The 17,625-nt window shown below is 42.4% G+C and carries 14 protein-coding genes and 4 tRNA genes; 16 read left to right on the forward strand and 2 right to left on the reverse strand.

Annotated features, from left to right (window positions below; all coding sequences use genetic code 11):
• The first annotated feature begins 30 nt into the window (after positions 1-30).
• From aroL to luxS, 13 genes are all read left to right on the forward strand, one after another.
• A complete protein-coding gene (gene aroL / locus I3B46_RS04550; RefSeq protein ID WP_004923298.1) occupies positions 31-528 on the forward strand; it encodes a shikimate kinase AroL in 498 nt (165 codons plus the stop codon).
• 111 nt (positions 529-639) lie between these two features.
• Complete coding sequence (gene aas, locus I3B46_RS04555) at positions 640-2,784, forward strand: bifunctional acyl-ACP--phospholipid O-acyltransferase/long-chain-fatty-acid--ACP ligase (RefSeq protein WP_036941520.1); 2,145 nt, start codon at positions 640-642, stop codon at positions 2,782-2,784.
• A 4-nt stretch (positions 2,785-2,788) separates the two neighbouring features.
• Positions 2,789-3,979, forward strand: a complete 1,191-nt coding sequence (gene lplT, locus I3B46_RS04560; RefSeq protein ID WP_040132888.1) for a lysophospholipid transporter LplT — start codon at positions 2,789-2,791, stop codon at positions 3,977-3,979.
• A 22-nt stretch (positions 3,980-4,001) separates the two neighbouring features.
• Positions 4,002-4,505, forward strand: a complete 504-nt coding sequence (gene pncC / locus I3B46_RS04565) for a nicotinamide-nucleotide amidase (RefSeq protein ID WP_104872926.1) — start codon at positions 4,002-4,004, stop codon at positions 4,503-4,505.
• Between the two features lie 106 nt (positions 4,506-4,611).
• Positions 4,612-5,679: a recombinase RecA gene (recA, locus tag I3B46_RS04570; protein WP_014656658.1), complete on the forward strand. Its 1,068-nt coding sequence runs from the start codon at positions 4,612-4,614 to the stop codon at positions 5,677-5,679.
• A 451-nt stretch (positions 5,680-6,130) separates the two neighbouring features.
• Positions 6,131-8,761, forward strand: a complete 2,631-nt coding sequence (gene alaS, locus I3B46_RS04575; protein WP_014656657.1) for an alanine--tRNA ligase — start codon at positions 6,131-6,133, stop codon at positions 8,759-8,761.
• Positions 8,762-8,988: 227 nt separating this feature from the next.
• Positions 8,989-9,174: a carbon storage regulator CsrA gene (gene csrA / locus I3B46_RS04580; RefSeq protein ID WP_004264815.1), complete on the forward strand. Its 186-nt coding sequence runs from the start codon at positions 8,989-8,991 to the stop codon at positions 9,172-9,174.
• Between the two features lie 413 nt (positions 9,175-9,587).
• Positions 9,588-9,680 (forward strand) — tRNA-Ser (locus I3B46_RS04585).
• 11 nt (positions 9,681-9,691) lie between these two features.
• Positions 9,692-9,768, forward strand: a tRNA-Arg gene (locus I3B46_RS04590).
• Positions 9,769-9,866: 98 nt separating this feature from the next.
• Positions 9,867-9,943 (forward strand) — tRNA-Arg (locus I3B46_RS04595).
• Positions 9,944-10,030: 87 nt separating this feature from the next.
• A tRNA-Arg gene (locus I3B46_RS04600) sits at positions 10,031-10,107 on the forward strand.
• A gap of 348 nt (positions 10,108-10,455) precedes the next feature.
• On the forward strand, positions 10,456-12,015 hold the full coding sequence (gene gshA, locus I3B46_RS04605) for a glutamate--cysteine ligase (RefSeq protein WP_040132889.1): 1,560 nt from the start codon (positions 10,456-10,458) through the stop codon (positions 12,013-12,015).
• A 158-nt stretch (positions 12,016-12,173) separates the two neighbouring features.
• A complete protein-coding gene (gene luxS / locus I3B46_RS04610; RefSeq protein ID WP_014656655.1) occupies positions 12,174-12,689 on the forward strand; it encodes an S-ribosylhomocysteine lyase in 516 nt (171 codons plus the stop codon).
• A gap of 64 nt (positions 12,690-12,753) precedes the next feature.
• Here the strand turns inward: luxS and I3B46_RS04615 are convergent, their stop codons facing one another.
• Both I3B46_RS04615 and I3B46_RS04620 read right to left on the reverse strand, forming a co-directional pair.
• Positions 12,754-14,040: a CNNM domain-containing protein gene (locus I3B46_RS04615; protein WP_014656654.1), complete on the reverse strand. Its 1,287-nt coding sequence runs from the start codon at positions 14,038-14,040 to the stop codon at positions 12,754-12,756.
• Positions 14,041-14,084: 44 nt separating this feature from the next.
• Positions 14,085-14,882: a cytochrome C assembly family protein gene (locus I3B46_RS04620; protein ID WP_004924889.1), complete on the reverse strand. Its 798-nt coding sequence runs from the start codon at positions 14,880-14,882 to the stop codon at positions 14,085-14,087.
• 402 nt (positions 14,883-15,284) lie between these two features.
• Here I3B46_RS04620 and ffh point away from each other — a divergent pair, with 402 nt between their 5' ends.
• From ffh to rimM, 3 genes are all read left to right on the forward strand, one after another.
• Positions 15,285-16,646: a signal recognition particle protein gene (gene ffh / locus I3B46_RS04625; RefSeq protein WP_004924888.1), complete on the forward strand. Its 1,362-nt coding sequence runs from the start codon at positions 15,285-15,287 to the stop codon at positions 16,644-16,646.
• Positions 16,647-16,782: 136 nt separating this feature from the next.
• Entirely contained in the window at positions 16,783-17,031 is a 249-nt protein-coding gene (rpsP, locus tag I3B46_RS04630) for a 30S ribosomal protein S16 (RefSeq protein ID WP_004924887.1), read from the forward strand.
• 18 nt (positions 17,032-17,049) lie between these two features.
• On the forward strand, positions 17,050-17,598 hold the full coding sequence (gene rimM, locus I3B46_RS04635; protein WP_004924886.1) for a ribosome maturation factor RimM: 549 nt from the start codon (positions 17,050-17,052) through the stop codon (positions 17,596-17,598).
• The last annotated feature ends 27 nt before the right edge of the window (positions 17,599-17,625 follow it).

The following is a 17,625-nucleotide window of genomic DNA, read 5'->3' on the forward strand; positions in this document are numbered from 1 at the left end:
GTAATGATCATGACAATGGGATGAATCAAAATGTTTTACATAATAGGTCCGAGAGGTTCAGGGAAAACAACAATCGGTAGGCGATTGGCTGATTATAAAGCATGTCAATTCATTGATACCGATAAATTGATTGTTGAACGTGCGGGAACCAGTATTGCGCGGATAGTAGAACAACATGGCTGGGAATACTTTCGTCACTTAGAAAGTGAAGTATTAAAATCGATAGCCGATCCAGATGCCGTGGTATCGACGGGGGGCGGCATTATCCTATCTGAAGAAAACCAACGTGTGATGCGTGATAATGGCACGGTGATCTATTTGAGCGCGAAACCAGAGGTTTTGGCGGCGAGACTAGCAGCAGAGCCGCAAGCTGATCAACGCCCAAGCTTAACAGGCAAATCAATATTAGAAGAAATTGAAGAGGTCATGTCACAAAGGGAGCCTCTTTACCAAGCAACCGCACATTATGTGATTGATGCGGAGCTGCCCGTCGAGACAATTATCACTCAATTAACAAATTTGGCTTAAAAGCATCGTGCTTCAAGGCACTTTAGGAGTAAACTACTTAGCTTAATTCTGGTTTTCAAGACATAATTATCTGTTGGAATGATAAAAGAAGACAAAACATAGGGATTTATTATGCTGGCAAATATGCTCAGGGCAGTACTTAGATTTTTATTTCGTATCCGCGTACTGGGAGACGAAAAAGAGTTATATCAAGACAAATGTCTAATTACACCTAACCATGTTTCATTCATTGATGGGATATTAATTGCGCTGTTTTTACCTATCAAGCCTGTGTTTGCAGTTTATTCGACTGTTGCAACACCGAGAATGATCAAACTACTAAAACCTTATGCTGATATTGTTCCTCTTGATCCGGCAAATCCTCTGGGGATCCGCAAACTAGTCAAAGAAGTTGAAAAAGGCCGTCCAATCGTTATTTTCCCTGAAGGGCGTATCAGCGTTCACGGCTCGCTGATGAAAATTTATGACGGTGCGGCATTTGTTGCGGCAAAATCAGGGGCAAAAGTGGTACCTATTCGTATTGAAGGCGCTGAAAGGAGTTATTTTAGCCGCCTAAAAGGTATTATTCCTTTGAAATGGTTTCCTCAAATCACTCTGCATATTTTACCCGCTGAAACTATCCCTATGCCTGAAGCGGCAAAAGCGATTGAACGCCGTCGTTTAGCCGGTATTCATTTATATAGCATTATGAAGTCAGCACGTATGGCTTGCCGTCCTCAAGTCACACTGGTTGAAGAATTTATTCAGAGCGTAAAACGCTTTGGGCGCCGTTCGCCATGTATTGAAGATATTAATTTTAAAGAAGATAACTACCAAACGCTGTTGAAAAAATCGTTAGGCGTTGGGCGAATAATCGAACGTTATACCCATGAAAATGAGCGTATTGGCCTATTATTACCAAATACAACAGTGACGGCGGCCGCTATTTTCGGGGCTTTAATGCGTGGACGAGTTCCTGCCATGCTGAATTATACGGCGGGTAGCCATGGTATTCGTAATGCACTTAAAGCTTCTCAAGCAAAAGTTATCTTTACGTCACGACAATTTCTTGAAAAAGGCAATTTAACCCATATTCCAGAGCAAGTTACTGAAGCAAATTGGATTTACCTTGAAGATTTAAAAGATACCGTAACTTGGCAAGATAAATTATGGATAGTTAAACACCTATTAATGCCAGCTAAGGCCGTGATTCCTCGTAAGGCTGAAGATGAAGCATTAGTACTGTTTACTTCTGGTTCAGAAGGTACGCCAAAAGGGGTTGTGCACAGCCACGCTAGCCTTATGGCAAACGTTGAGCAAATTAAAACCATCGCAGACTTTACGCCTCGTGACCGTTTTATGTCATCGTTGCCACTCTTTCACGCTTTTGGGTTAACGGTTGGGCTGTTTATTCCTCTCTTTTCAGGAAGCCGGGTCTTTTTATACCCAAGCCCACTCCATTACCGAGTTATCCCTGAATTAGTGTATGACAAAAATTGCACTGTGTTATTTGGCACATCAACATTTTTGGCTAACTACGCACGTTTTGCTCATCAATATGATTTTGCACGATTACGCTATGTCGTTGCGGGTGCTGAAAAATTATCAGATAGCACCAAGAAGATTTGGTTTGATAAATTCGGCATTCGTATTCTTGAAGGTTATGGTGTGACTGAGTGTGCGCCTATTGTCTCTATCAATGTTCCGATGGCCTCTAAAGAAGGCACGGTAGGGCAAATATTGCCACAAATGGACTCCCGTATTATCCCAATTTCCGGGATTGAAAATGGAGGCAAGTTGCAGCTCAAAGGGCCAAATATCATGAAAGGGTATTTGCGTGTTGAAGCGCCCGGCGTTCTTGAAAAACCATCGGCAGAAAACCAGCATGGTGAGCAAGAAGAAGGATGGTATGACACAGGTGATATTGTCGTACTTGATGAACTCAATTACTGCACGATTAAAGGCCGTGTCAAAAGATTTGCGAAGCTTGCTGGTGAAATGGTTTCACTCGAAAGTATTGAACAGATGGTATTCAGTTTGTCGCCAAACGCCCATCATGCTGTGGTTACGAAACCGGATAGCAGTAAAGGCGAGGCATTGGTCCTGTTTACCACAGATAAAGAGCTGGATAGAAGTGCACTTTCATCTGCCGCAAAAAGTAAGGGCTTAACCGAATTAGCTGTGCCGCGGGATATTCGTGTTGTAAAAGAGTTACCAGTGCTCGGAACGGGTAAAACAGATTTCGTTACGCTTAAACAGATGGCGTTAGAGGATTGAAGGTATGCAAGATGTCAATGCGCCACTCATGAGCCGAGGGATGAAAGCGGTTCTGGCTTCGCAGTTTCTTTCCGCTTTTGCTGATAATGCGCTGTTATTTGCCATTTTAGCCCAGTTAAAAGCGGAGTTTTATCCTGAATGGAGCCATCCCGTATTACAGATGGTCTTTGTATTTACCTATATCATCTTAGCGCCATTTGTAGGGCAAGTTGCTGATCGCTTCTCGAAAGGGCGTGTCATGTTAGTTTCAAACTTGTTTAAGTTTATTGGCGCGCTGGGGATCTGCTTGGGTCTTAACCCATTCCTTTGTTATGGGCTTGTTGGGATTGGCGCAGCATCATATTCCCCTGCAAAATACGGTATCTTAGGTGAACTAACCAGTGGCGATAACTTAGTAAAAGCAAACGGCGTTATGGAAGCATCAACAATCGCCGCTATATTAGTTGGCTCAGTTGTTGGCGGTATTTTATCTGATGTTAGCCTAATATTAGCCCTTGCGACCTGTGCTGTGCTTTATGCGTTAGCGGTAATTGCCAATTTTTATATTCCTCGATTAGTTGCCGCTCGCCCTGGTAAAGGCTGGCATTTTAAAAAACTATTCATTGATTTTTGGACAGCCTGCCGCACGCTGTGGGCAAACCAAGAAAGCCGCTTTTCATTGGTCGGAACTAGTATGTTTTGGGGCGCGGGTGTCACTTTACGCTTCTTATTAGTGGCATGGGTTCCTATCGCATTAGGCTTACAAGATAATGCAACGCCAACCTACCTAAATGCCGCGGTTGCCGTCGGTATTGTCGTGGGAGCGGGGCTTGCCGCAAAATTTATTACATTAAAAACCGTATCACGCTGTATTCCCGCAGGGATTGTGATTGGCGTTATGGTGATATTACTTGCTCTGCAAACTAAACTCATGCCTTCTTACGCTATCTTGGCTGTATTAGGGATTTTTGGTGGGCTATTTGTAGTTCCTCTCAATGCGTTACTGCAAGAAAAAGGTAAGGCAACGGTCGGGGCTGGTAACGCGATAGCGGTGCAAAACCTAGGTGAAAATAGCGCCATGCTTATTATGTTAGGGCTATATTCACTGGCAATGAAAGCTGGGTTGTCTGTGATTAGTGTCGGTATTGGCTTTGGCTCGGTATTTGCTATCGCAATTGCTGGGTTGTGGATCTGGGATCGCGCACGCAAAAAATAGGCATGTAAAGGTAAACAATCAAATGAAAAATGAAAGTTATCTCGAAACATTAAGCATTCAGCTTGGTCAGCTCCTCAAAAAACAAGGTAAAACGATAACCTGTGCGGAGTCATGTACCGGCGGGTGGATTGCAAAAGTATTGACGGATATTGCCGGTAGTTCGGATTACTTTCATAGAGGGTTTGTGACATACAGTAATGAGGCAAAACACCAGATGATCGGTGTGACAGAAGCCTCATTGCAGAAGTATGGCGCAGTGAGTGAGCACGTCGTTTCGGAGATGGCGCTTGGTGCACTTAAAGAAGCCGCCGCTGATGTGGCGGTTTCCGTCAGCGGTATCGCAGGTCCCGGTGGCGGTAGTGAGGAAAAACCGGTTGGTACTGTTTGGTTTGGATTTGCTCAAAAACACTCTACAGGTACTGTTAATATTACGACTAAGCATTGTGTGTTCCAAGGTGATAGAAATGCAATTCGTTTACAATCAACCGCTTATGCACTTGAAACACTTTTACAAATGTTAAGTTAAAAATCTTCTTGATACTGTATGATTATACAGTATACTTATCATCAACAAACCGAATTCAATCGTTCTATTTGCAGTGGGAGAGTCCATTGCACCAAAGGGAGTGAACATGGCTATCGATGAAAACAAACAAAAGGCATTAGCTGCAGCGTTAGGTCAAATTGAAAAGCAATTTGGTAAAGGCTCTATCATGCGTCTTGGTGAAGACCGCTCAATGGACGTAGAAACTATTTCAACAGGCTCTTTATCTCTTGATGTGGCTTTAGGTGCAGGTGGTTTGCCATTAGGGCGTATTGTCGAAATTTATGGTCCTGAATCTTCTGGTAAAACAACACTCACGTTGCAAGTTATTGCAGCAGCACAACGTAGCGGAAAAACCTGTGCATTTATCGACGCTGAACATGCGCTAGATCCAATCTATGCGAAAAAACTGGGTGTTGATATCGATAACCTTCTATGTTCTCAACCTGATACTGGTGAGCAAGCACTAGAGATTTGTGATGCACTGACGCGTTCAGGCGCTGTTGATGTCATTATCGTTGACTCCGTGGCCGCATTAACACCAAAAGCTGAAATTGAAGGTGAAATCGGTGACTCACACATGGGCTTAGCGGCTCGTATGATGAGCCAAGCGATGCGTAAATTAGCGGGTAACTTAAAGAACTCGAATACACTTTTAATCTTCATTAACCAAATCCGTATGAAGATTGGCGTTATGTTTGGTAACCCTGAAACCACTACAGGTGGTAACGCTCTGAAATTCTACGCTTCTGTTCGTTTAGATATTCGCCGTATCGGTGCTGTCAAAAATGGTGAAGAAATTGTAGGTAGCGAAACACGCGTTAAAGTTGTTAAAAACAAAGTTGCAGCGCCATTTAAACAGGCTGAATTCCAAATCCTTTATGGTGAAGGCATTAACACCTATGGTGAATTGATCGACTTAGGTGTTAAACATAAGTTGATTGAAAAAGCCGGTGCTTGGTATAGCTATAACGGTGATAAAATCGGTCAAGGTAAAGCAAACGCGACAACGTATCTGAAAGAGCATCGGGAAATTGCAGAAGAACTCGATAAAAAATTGCGTGAAATGCTTTTAACGCATACTGGTGAGTTTAGCAGCGCAGCGGCTGACTATATCAGTGAAACTGATGAAGATGAGACACCAGAAGAATTTTAATACGAACTTATTAGTTTGATAAATAAGAAGATTATAAACGCCACTCTAAAATGAGTGGCGTTTTTTTGTTTTTCATTTGAGCTATAATGGGATGAACAATGGTTTTTCTGTGGAAAAATAGCCCATTGAAAGGTATAAACATACTTTCAGAAAATATTCAGACGCTTTACAATGAAAGCCACGAATGGATGTATCTATACTACAAAAAATTCAAGGCGCAGCGAGGCGACAAAAAAATAAGTCGCTAAGAACATGTATCATGTCTGTAACTAGGACGAGTGAACATAGTCAACCATGCTACAACTTGAAGTATGAAGAGTATAAATTTTACTTCTACACAAAGAGACTTTATCTTATCAGTCACTTTTTAATCGGAGAGTTGATTAGAGGTGATGTTACATTCCATCTCAACAATTCGTAATTCAGTTTCCAGCTTGAAATCGGGATAATTATGAGTAAAAGCACCGCTGAGATCCGTCAAGCGTTTCTCGACTTTTTTCATACAAAAGGTCATCAGGTGGTCAGTAGCAGTTCGCTAGTGCCAAACAATGACCCAACATTATTGTTCACTAACGCAGGGATGAACCAGTTCAAAGATGTTTTTCTTGGTCTGGATAAAAGAGCATATTCCCGAGCGACAACAGCACAAAGATGTGTGCGAGCAGGTGGTAAACATAACGATTTAGAAAACGTTGGCTACACAGCCCGCCACCATACTTTCTTTGAAATGCTTGGCAACTTTAGCTTCGGTGATTACTTCAAACATGATGCAATCAACTTTGCTTGGGAGCTATTAACTGGGAAAGAATGGTTCAACTTACCAAAAGAAAAATTGTGGGTGACCGTCTACGAGACCGATGATGAGGCCTATGATATTTGGCACAAAGAAGTCGGTATTCCTGTAGATCGTATTATCCGTATTGGTGATAACAAAGGGGCGCCATACGCATCTGATAACTTCTGGCAGATGGGGGATACAGGTCCTTGTGGTCCATGTACCGAAATTTTCTATGATCATGGTGAGCATATCTGGGGTGGTCCTCCAGGAAGCCCTGAAGAAGATGGTGACCGTTATATCGAAATCTGGAACATCGTTTTCATGCAGTTTAACCGTCAATCCGATGGCACGATGGAACCACTACCTAAGCCGTCAGTGGATACAGGGATGGGGCTTGAACGTATTGCGGCAGTATTGCAGCATGTCAACTCTAACTATGATATCGATATTTTCCAAGAGCTGATCGCAGCAGCCGCTAAAGCGACAGGTTCTAACGACCTTTCAAATAAATCACTTCGTGTCATTGCTGACCATATCCGTTCTTGTGCATTCCTCGTGAGTGATGGTGTTATTCCATCCAACGAAGGTCGTGGTTATGTATTGCGCCGTATTATTCGCCGCGCAGTACGTCATGGTTATATGCTGGGAGCAAAAGACACTTTCTTCTACAAACTAGTGGCGCCACTCATTAACGTTATGGGGTCCGCAGCGGATGAACTGGCTCGTCAGCAATCTACTGTTGAAAAAGTACTTAAAACTGAAGAAGAACAGTTCGCTCGTACCTTAGAGCGCGGCCTACAGCTACTTGATGAAGAACTAGCTGCCCTTAAAGGGGATACCTTAGATGGTGAAACGGTATTCCGTTTATATGATACATACGGTTTCCCGATGGATTTAACCGCTGATGTGTGTCGTGAACGTAATATTAAGGTTGACGAAGAAGGCTTTGAGCGCGCAATGGAAGACCAGCGTCGTCGTGCTAGGGAATCAAGTGGCTTTGGTACTGACTATAATTCACTGATTAAGGTCGAAAAGCACAGCGAATTTTCTGGTTATGCCTATAATGAACAATTAGCAACAATAACTGCCATCTATAAAAATGGCCAGCCAGTCGATTCCCTGAACGCAGGTGAAGAAGGTTTGGTGATCCTTGATAAAACGGCGTTTTACGCAGAATCAGGTGGTCAAGTCGGTGATACAGGTTTGTTGCGTAATGATAGCGGTAGCTTTATCGTGACGGATACCCAAAAATATGGTCAAGCGATTGGTCATATTGGTAAGGTAGAATCAGGCTCTTTGGTGATTAATCATCGTATTGATGCCAAAATCGATGTGGAAAGACGTGATGCAATCCGTCTGAATCACTCAGCGACTCACTTGTTACATGCCGCTTTACGTCAAGTGCTAGGTGAGCATGTGTCACAAAAAGGCTCTTTAGTTAATGATAAATACTTGCGCTTTGACTTCTCACATTTTGAGGCTATGACAGCCGCTCAGTTGCGCGAAGTTGAAGATATCGTTAACGCACAAATTCGTAAGAATACACCAATTGAAACGGAACTTATGGATTTAGAGAGTGCAAAAGCGAAAGGTGCGATGGCACTATTCGGTGAGAAATACGAAGAGCGCGTACGTGTTCTGAGTATGGGCGGTGATTTCTCTATCGAACTTTGTGGTGGTACGCATGCAAGCCGTACTGGTGATATTGGTTTGTTCCGTATCCTCAGTGAGTCTGGTACAGCGGCAGGTGTGCGTCGTATTGAAGCGACAACAGGTGAGAGCGCATTGGAAAGTGTTCATAGCCAGTCAGAGCAACTTAATGCGATAGCTCATCTTCTCAAAGGCGATATGAGTAGCTTAGTTGAAAAAGTTAAGTCTGCATTGGAAAAATCTCGTCAGCTAGAAAAAGAGATTTTGCAATTAAAAGATCAACAAGCATCGCAAGAAAGTGCTTCACTAAGTAGCAAAGCAAAAGATATCAAAGGCGTTAAATTACTTGTTAGTCAATTAAATAATACTGAACCTAAGCTTTTGAGAACCATGGTTGATGATCTCAAAAATCAGTTGAAATCAGCGATTATCGTGCTTTCAACAACAAGTGGTGATAAAGTCAGTATAATTGTTGGTGTAACTAATGATTTGACTGCTAAAATAAAGGCGGGTGATTTGATATCCTATGTTGCTCAACAAGTCGGTGGTAAAGGCGGTGGGCGCCCAGACATGGCTCAGGCTGGTGGTACGGATGTGAGTGCGTTACCAACAGCTATGGCAAGTGTAGAAGATTGGGTGTCTTCACGGCTCTAGCTACTGGGGAAGTTACCTCATACACCGTGAGGTAACTTTCGCTGTTGCAACATTGTTAAAGTGTTGTAAGTGGTGTTATATTTTGTATGTATATAATTAAAAATGATTGCCTTGATGGCATCAATGCTTTAGGTGTATATCATTGCTTTACGTTTTCACGGTGTGTGATGGACAATAGCGGGGGAAACCTAGAGACCCGACTCTTTTAATATTTCAAGGAGCAAAGAATGCTTATTCTGACTCGTCGAGTTGGTGAAACACTCATGATAGGCGATGAGGTAACAGTTACGGTACTGGGAGTAAAAGGCAATCAAGTTCGTATTGGTGTCAATGCCCCAAAGGAAGTTTCTGTTCACCGTGAAGAAATTTATCAACGGATCCAGGCTGAAAAGACTCAACCAGACAATCAATAATAATGAATAAGCGTCCATATCTTGACCCACACAGCAAAGATGGACGCTTGTCTTTTATCTATATCCCTTCCTATATTTAATTTTTTCTCGCTTCCCTGTGGCTAATTGGCCTTTTATTCTATGGCCCTTACCACTTCTCTTGCACTGCATATGATGATTAACATGTTTTGCTAGCATATTTTCACGATAGAATTTCACAATGAGTCGTTTTTTTACGACCTTAAAAATTGTGAAATTACCCCGTGATGAATATGATTTTCGATGCTAAACTAATCATCTTGCTTGTGAAATGTGCAAACGATCATTGAAAAGTAAAAAGTTTGGAAAAATTGTTTGACTTCTAAAGCGAGGAAAGTAATATGTGCGCCACACAGAGACGAGATGTCAAAAACAAATCGCCTGTGACTAAAAACGGTGAGGTGGCCGAGAGGCTGAAGGCGCTCCCCTGCTAAGGGAGTATGCGGTCAAAAGCTGCATCGAGGGTTCGAATCCCTCCCTCACCGCCATTTTAGAAGCTGCATCCGTAGCTCAGCTGGATAGAGTACTCGGCTACGAACCGAGCGGTCGGAGGTTCGAATCCTCCCGGATGCACCATATTTAACCCTATAAGTAAAGCTGGTGGGGTTGCGTTTTGGTTTTTAAGAACTGAAACAACAGTAGTCATTGAGAAGTGTAGAGTTTGATATTGTAATGCATCCGTAGCTCAGCTGGATAGAGTACTCGGCTACGAACCGAGCGGTCGGAGGTTCGAATCCTCCCGGATGCACCATCTACTAGCTAATCTAGCGTATCAAATATCCCCTCGAGAAACAGTATTTTAAATTGTTGAACACACTGTTCATCAGTAAAAGAATTTGCATCCGTAGCTCAGCTGGATAGAGTACTCGGCTACGAACCGAGCGGTCGGAGGTTCGAATCCTCCCGGATGCACCATCTACTAGCTAATCTAGCGTACCAAATACCCCCCTCGATAAACAGTATTGTGAAGTGTTGAACACACCGTTCAGCAGTAAAAGCATTTGTATCCGTCGCTCAGTTGGATAGAGTACTCGGCTACGAACCGAGTGGTCATAGGCTCGAATCCTTCCAGATGTACCATAATCAGAAGCCCCCTCAAAAGAGAAATTTTTTTAGCCCTATTATTGGCTTTATTGTTTATTTAATACTGTTTCAATGATTCGCTTTATATAAACCACACATCTAAACAGCGACAATTTCCTCCATTTACGCTAAAGTAAGCACCTTACTAAAATAAAATGACATCACTGGCGGGAGGTCGATTTGATCCCGGACGTATCTAAAGCGCTCTCATGGTTAGAGGCGCACCCAGAAGCACTAAATGGTATTCAACGTGGTATTGAACGTGAAACATTACGTGTTACTCCGGAAGGTTCTATTGCTGAAACTTTGCATCCGGAAGAGTTGGGGAAAGCATTAACACATAAATGGATCACGACAGATTTTGCTGAGCCTTTACTTGAATTCATCACACCTGTTGATAAAAGTATTGGGCATAGTTTGGCTTTTCTTAGGGATTTACATCGCTATACGGCGCGTCAGATGCATAATGAAAGGATGTGGCCGTTAAGCATGCCTTGTTTTATCGAAAACGAGGATAAAATCACGCTGGCACAATATGGCTCATCTAATGTTGGCCGCTTCAAGAATTTATATCGCGAAGGGCTGAAAAACCGTTATGGTGCGTTAATGCAGACCATTGCTGGCGTTCATTACAACTTCTCCTTGCCAATTGAGTTTTGGCAAGCGTGGGCGGGTGTTAAAGACGCTGAAAGTGGCAAAGCACAAATCTCGGATGGCTATCTACGTCTGATCAGGAACTATTATCGCTTTGGTTGGGTTATTCCTTATTTATTTGGCGCTTCCCCTGCAATTTGCGGGTCGTTCCTCAAAGATAGGGATACCAAACTCACATTTGAAAAGACCGCTGGTGGTACTTATTACTTGCCATATGCGACGTCACTGAGAATGAGTGATTTGGGCTATACAAATAAATCTCAGAGCGATTTAAACATTACATTTAATGACTTAGATAGTTATGTCGCGGGCTTGAAAAAAGCCATTTACAAACCATCTGAGGAGTTTGCTGCACTAGGTGTTAAAAAAGAGGGCAAATACATTCAATTGAACACTAATGTGTTGCAAATTGAAAACGAATTGTATGCCCCTATACGCCCTAAACGTGTGCCTAAAGGTGATGAATCGCCGTCAGATGCGTTGCTACGCGGTGGCATCGAATATATTGAGGTAAGAGCGTTAGATATTAACCCATTCAGTGCGATTGGTGTTGATGAAACACAAACTCGTTTCCTCGACCTGTTTTTAATTTGGTGTGTGTTAGCTGATGCACCTGAAATGAACGCTCAGGAATTGGATTGTAGCCGTAAAAACTGGAACCGAGTGATCCTCGAAGGGCGTAAGCCTGGGCAAGTCATCGGTATTGGTTGTGGCAGTGAAATGAAGCCACTCGTCGAAGTCGGGCAGCAGTTATTTAACGATCTGATCCGTGTAGCTGAAGTCCTTGATACTTGCTGTGATGCTAAGTATCGTGATGTTTGTCACCAATTTGTTGCGATGTTTGAAGATCCAACACTGACATATTCTGCTTTAGTGATGGATAAAATGATTGAGCAAGGCATTGGTGGCTATGGCTTAGCATTGGCAGAAAAATATTATCAGCAATTGGTGAGTGAACCTTACGAGGTGATCACTGAGGCACAGTTTGAAGAAGCTCGATTAGCTTCCATTGAAAAACAAGCTATGCTAGAGAAAGAGCAAACCGAAAGCTTTGAAGAGTACCTGCACAAGCATGCAGGGCGTTAAAAAGAAAATGGCCACGTTAAGTGGCCAAATATAAAATCTCTTAGAGAATTAGGGATGATAACAAATTTGCGCGTCTTTCATTTATTAAGACTCGGCGATTCCAAAATAGTTTCATTTATTTTTTGAAAATAAAAATAATTTTTTCAGGAGGTCAAGAAATGCCGTTATTAGACAGTTTTACTGTAGATCATACGCGTATGGCTGCACCTGCCGTCCGTGTGGCGAAAACCATGCAAACTCCAAGTGGAGATACGATTACAGTTTTCGACCTGCGTTTCACGGTTCCTAACAAAGAGGCAATGTCAGAGAAAGGTACTCATACACTAGAACACCTATTTGCAGGTTTTATGCGTGATCACCTCAACGGTGATGGTGTTGAGATCATTGATATCTCGCCAATGGGATGCCGTACAGGTTTTTATATGAGCTTGATTGGAGAGCCTGATGAACAACGCGTAGCGAATGCATGGAAAAGTGCAATGCAGGATGTACTGAAAGTCCAAGATCAAGCGAAGATCCCTGAACTGAATATTTACCAGTGTGGCACATATAAAATGCATTCACTGGAAGAAGCTCAACAAATTGCACGCAATGTCTTAGCGTCAGAAATCCGTGTTAACAAAAATGATGAGCTAGCCTTACCAGCTGAGAAGTTGACAGAACTACACGTTTAGATAAATAGCTTCTGGATAAACTGCACCTGATATTCGATACAGGTGCAGTTTTTATTTGTGCTTACTAAGAGGAAGATACCGCCGACTTTGTGTTTAAAGGCGTAATTTTTACCTGTTTGATAATATTGTCACTGATTTCTAATACTTCAACTAAGTAGTGTGAAATAACAATTTTCTCTTGTAATTCAGGTATATCCCCAATAGCTTCCAACACCATACCATTCACAGTTCTTGGGCCATCGATAGGCAGGTGCCAATCAAGGGCTTTGTTAAGGTCTCGAATATTCGCTGTACCATCAACGAGTACACTCCCGTCGCTTTGAGGTAGAACTTCTTCAGCCAATGATGGTGACATGGAGGTTGTAAAGTCACCGACGATCTCTTCTAAGATGTCTTCAACAGTAATCAGACCTTGGATCTCACCATACTCATCGACAATGATGCCTATTTTCTCTTTGTTATGCTGAAAATTAATTAGCTGAGTACTTAACAGCGTACTATTTGGAATAAAATAGATATTATCGGCGGCTTTGATCAGATTTTGTTTATTGAACTCGCGTTTTTCCATCATCATGCGATAGGCTTCGCGTACTCGTAAGATCCCAATCGCATCATCCAGTGAATCACGATACAGTACAATACGCCCATGAGGTGAGTGAGTTAATTGGCGTACAATGGATTTCCAATCATCATTAACATCAATGCCTACTATCTCATTTCTTGGCAGCATAATGTCGCCGACAGTCACTTTTTCAAGATCTAAGATAGATAGCAACATGTCTTGATTACGTCGACTGAGCTTTGCTTTCGACTCATTAACGATAGTTCTTAACTCATCTTTACTTACAGCATCGCTACGTATAACAGGGGGTTTTATTCCACAAATGTACATAAACATCAGTGTAATTTTATTGAACGCCCAAACGACAGGCAGCATAATTTTTTGTAGAGGTTTTAAAATATAGCTACTTGGAAAAGCGACTTTTTCTGGGTATAGCGCCGCGATCGTTTTAGGTAAAACTTCAGCGAAGACTAAGATGATGAAGGTTAAAATACCTGTTGCAATTGCCACCCCTGCGTTACCGTATAAACGCATCCCCACAATAGTCGCGAGTGACGAAGCTACGATATTAATCAGGTTATTACCAATTAGGATCAAACTAATCAGTTTATCAGGGTGTCTGAGTAATTTTTCAACTCGTTTTGCAGAACGGTTGCCTTGTTTGGCGAGGTGCTTTAAGCGGTAACGGTTCAGCGTCATCATACCTGTTTCTGAGGCTGAAAAGTATGCTGACATAATAATTAAAACGATTAATATGATGATGAGCGTACCAGTAGATACGTGATCCAAAACTAGGTTCCTTATGCAGTATAGATAAGATTATTTTATCCATCTTATGGATAAGATACCATAATTTGTTGCATCAGCCGGTTGCCGAAAAAAGCCATTGTTAGGATAAAGGCGCCTGCTACATGGAAAAATAGGACTCTTTTTCCGCGCCAACCTCCATGAAAATGACCCCATAATAAAATGATATAGACGAACCAAGCGACAACTGATAACACAGACTTATGAATATTCTCTTTATCAAAGATATTATCCATATAAATAAAGCCCGTACATAAAGTTAAGGTTAGCAGAATGACACCAACTTGGGTGATATGAAACATTTTACGCTCAATGACCATCATTGGTGGCATATCAGCTCTGAATTTGAACGTTTTATTTTTAAGTTGATAGTCAATAAGCGCGACTTGGAATGCATACAAGGCGGCAATTAAAAGGGTTGCATAGCTAAGCAAGGCCAAGCCAATGTGAATAAATAGCGGGACGCTGCCTTCTAGATGGGTGATAAATTCACCTGGCATCACGGCTGAGAGGATTAAATTAATAATGGCAAAACTATAGACAATAGGTGTCAAATACCACGCTTTGCCTTTGTAGGCGACCACCGTCATGATGATGCACATTAATAGGCTAACTGCGGAACCTAAATTCAGCAATGTGAGGTTTTGTCCTTCTGCTCCACGAAAAATAAGCAACTTTAGCGTGATTGCATGGGTAATCAGTGCAACAACAGCTAATAAGAGGGCTAACCGGCGATAGACAGGTTGTTTACGAACCTGGCCGGGAACGATCAGTGATATGCTGAACAGATATGTACAAACTGCTATGACTGCAAATACGGGCATAGTATAGTGTCGTTATTCATTTTTAGTGGATAATGTTAGCTAGTATAACGCGTGCAACTGTAGGCTCCAACCATTAGCACTGTTAATAAGCCTCTTCTTAATCGCTAATCGCATTTAAGAGTCCTTTTTACAGGCCATGTTCATTTAAAAATGAGGATAATTTGGGTATCTGGCCTGTAAAAACAACCTCCAACAGGGTGCAGCGAATATACGTCAGGTATGATACACTGTGACGAAAATTTTCGGCGTTGGTTTCAGTTGTGGCTGTCAGTGGTTATTTTGCTTTGAAAAGACCGATAAGCAAATTTGCCGAAATGAGCCACTCAATACTTGTATTTTGCAGTATTCATAACCAAATCTAGCTTTGACAGTAGGCCCATAAACAGAATTGAGCTAAGACATATGTTTGATAATTTAACTGACAGACTATCGCGCACTTTGCGCAACATCAGCGGGCGTGGTCGTCTGACTGACGATAATATTAAAGATACATTGCGTGAAGTTCGCATGGCTCTGCTGGAAGCAGACGTTGCGCTCCCCGTTGTCCGTGAATTTATTCAAAAGGTAAAAGAGAGTGCTGTTGGCCAAGATGTCAATAAAAGCTTAACGCCAGGCCAAGAGTTCATCAAAATTGTTCAAAATGAGCTTACTCGAGCGATGGGGGAAGAGAACCATCAGCTCAACCTTTCTGCACAACCACCTGCTGTGGTGTTGATGGCAGGTTTGCAAGGTGCGGGTAAAACAACCAGCGTTGCAAAACTAGGTAAGCTATTAAAAGAAAAACAAAAGAAAAAAGTTTTAGTGGTCTCTGCTGACGTGTATCGTCCAGCGGCAATCAAGCAGTTAGAAACATTGGCTGAAACAGTTGGAATTGATTTTTTCCCTTCCGATGTTAAAGAGAAGCCTGCGGCGATTGTGCAAAAAGCTTTAAAACATGCTCAATTGCAATTCTATGATGTATTACTTGTGGATACAGCTGGGCGCTTGCACGTTGATGAGGCGATGATGGAGGAAATCCAAGAAGTCCATCGCATTATCAAGCCTGTAGAAACCCTGTTTGTTGTCGATGCGATGACGGGGCAGGATGCGGCAAATACAGCAAAAGCGTTTAACGAAGCACTGCCTCTTACTGGGGTTGTTCTGACCAAAGTTGACGGTGATGCTCGTGGCGGTGCGGCTCTCTCTATTCGCGCTATCACCGGTAAGCCAATTAAGTTCTTAGGGGTTGGCGAAAAAACCGATGCGTTGGAGCCCTTCCATCCTGAGCGTGTGGCTTCCCGTATTTTAGGCATGGGTGACGTGTTATCTCTGATCGAAGAGATTGAACATAAAGTTGACCGTGACCAAGCTGAAAAATTAGCTAAGAAACTGAAAACGGGTGACGGTTTTGATTTAAACGACTTTTTAAGTCAATTAAAGCAGATGCGTAATATGGGTGGCATGGCGAGTATGATGAGTAAAATACCCGGTATGTCTCAAGTGCCTGATGCGGTGAAGTCACAAATGGATGATAAAATTACTATCCGTATGGAAGCTATCATCAACTCAATGACACGCAAAGAGCGCGAAAAACCAGAAATTATCAAGGGCTCCCGTAAACGCCGTATTGCAGCGGGGTCGGGTACGACGGTTCAAGATGTCAACCGCCTTTTGAAACAATTTGATGATATGCAACGCATGATGAAGAAGATGAAAAAAGGCGGTCTTGCTAAAATGATGCGTGGTATGAAAGGAATGATGCCACCGGGTTTTCCGGGGCGTTAAGTAATGAAGCTAGAAAGAATATGCACTTTTGATTGATTTTTGCGTCAAAGTGAGTAAAATTTTCGGGCTTTTTATATGACAACCGGACTCTATCCCTCGATGGAGTCTGGTTGTTTTATTAACTAATGAGGATGTTATGGTAACAATTCGTTTATCTCGTGGCGGCGCAAAAAAGCGTCCGTTCTACCAAATCGTTGTAACCGATAGCCGCAATGCGCGTGACGGTCGTTTCATCGAGCGTATCGGTTTCTTCAACCCAATCGCTTCAGGTCAAGCAGAAGAACTGCGTTTAGACTTGGATCGTGTTGAGCACTGGGTTGGTCTGGGCGCAACTATTTCTGACCGTGTTGCACAACTGGTCAAACAAGCTAAAAAAGCAGCTTAATCTGTCACGGTGGTAACTATGAGCAAGCAAGCAAATCTAGCGACTCCTACTAACCCAATTGTGTTGGGTAAATTAGGCGCTGCGTATGGAATTCGTGGTTGGCTCAAAGTTTTTTCGTCCACCGAACATGCTGAAAGTATTTTTGATTATCAGCCTTGGTTTATTCAACGTTCTGGTCAGTGGCAACACATCGAACTGGAAGATTGGAAACACCATAACAAAGATATCATTCTGAAACTCAAAGGGGTTGATGACCGCGATGCAGCAACGCTGTTAACTAATTTTGAGATTGTTGTGGATTCAGCGCAACTTCCTGAATTAGATAATAACGAATACTACTGGAAAGACCTTATGGGCTGCCAAGTGGTGACGTTGCAAGGGTATAACCTAGGTACCATTACCGATATGATGGAAACTGGGTCTAATGATGTCATTGTGATTAAGGCAAATCTAAAAGATGCGTTTGGCATCAAGGAGCGGCTGGTTCCGTTTCTTGATGGGCAGGTTATCAAGAAAGTCGATCTCAAATCTAAACTGATTGAAGTTGATTGGGATCCTGGTTTTTAAATCTCCGGTTGAACGGTTTTTATGAGT

Origin of the sequence: Providencia sp. 2.29 (genome assembly GCF_015832305.1) — a bacterium.
In the GTDB taxonomy this organism is placed as follows: domain Bacteria; phylum Pseudomonadota; class Gammaproteobacteria; order Enterobacterales; family Enterobacteriaceae; genus Providencia; species Providencia stuartii.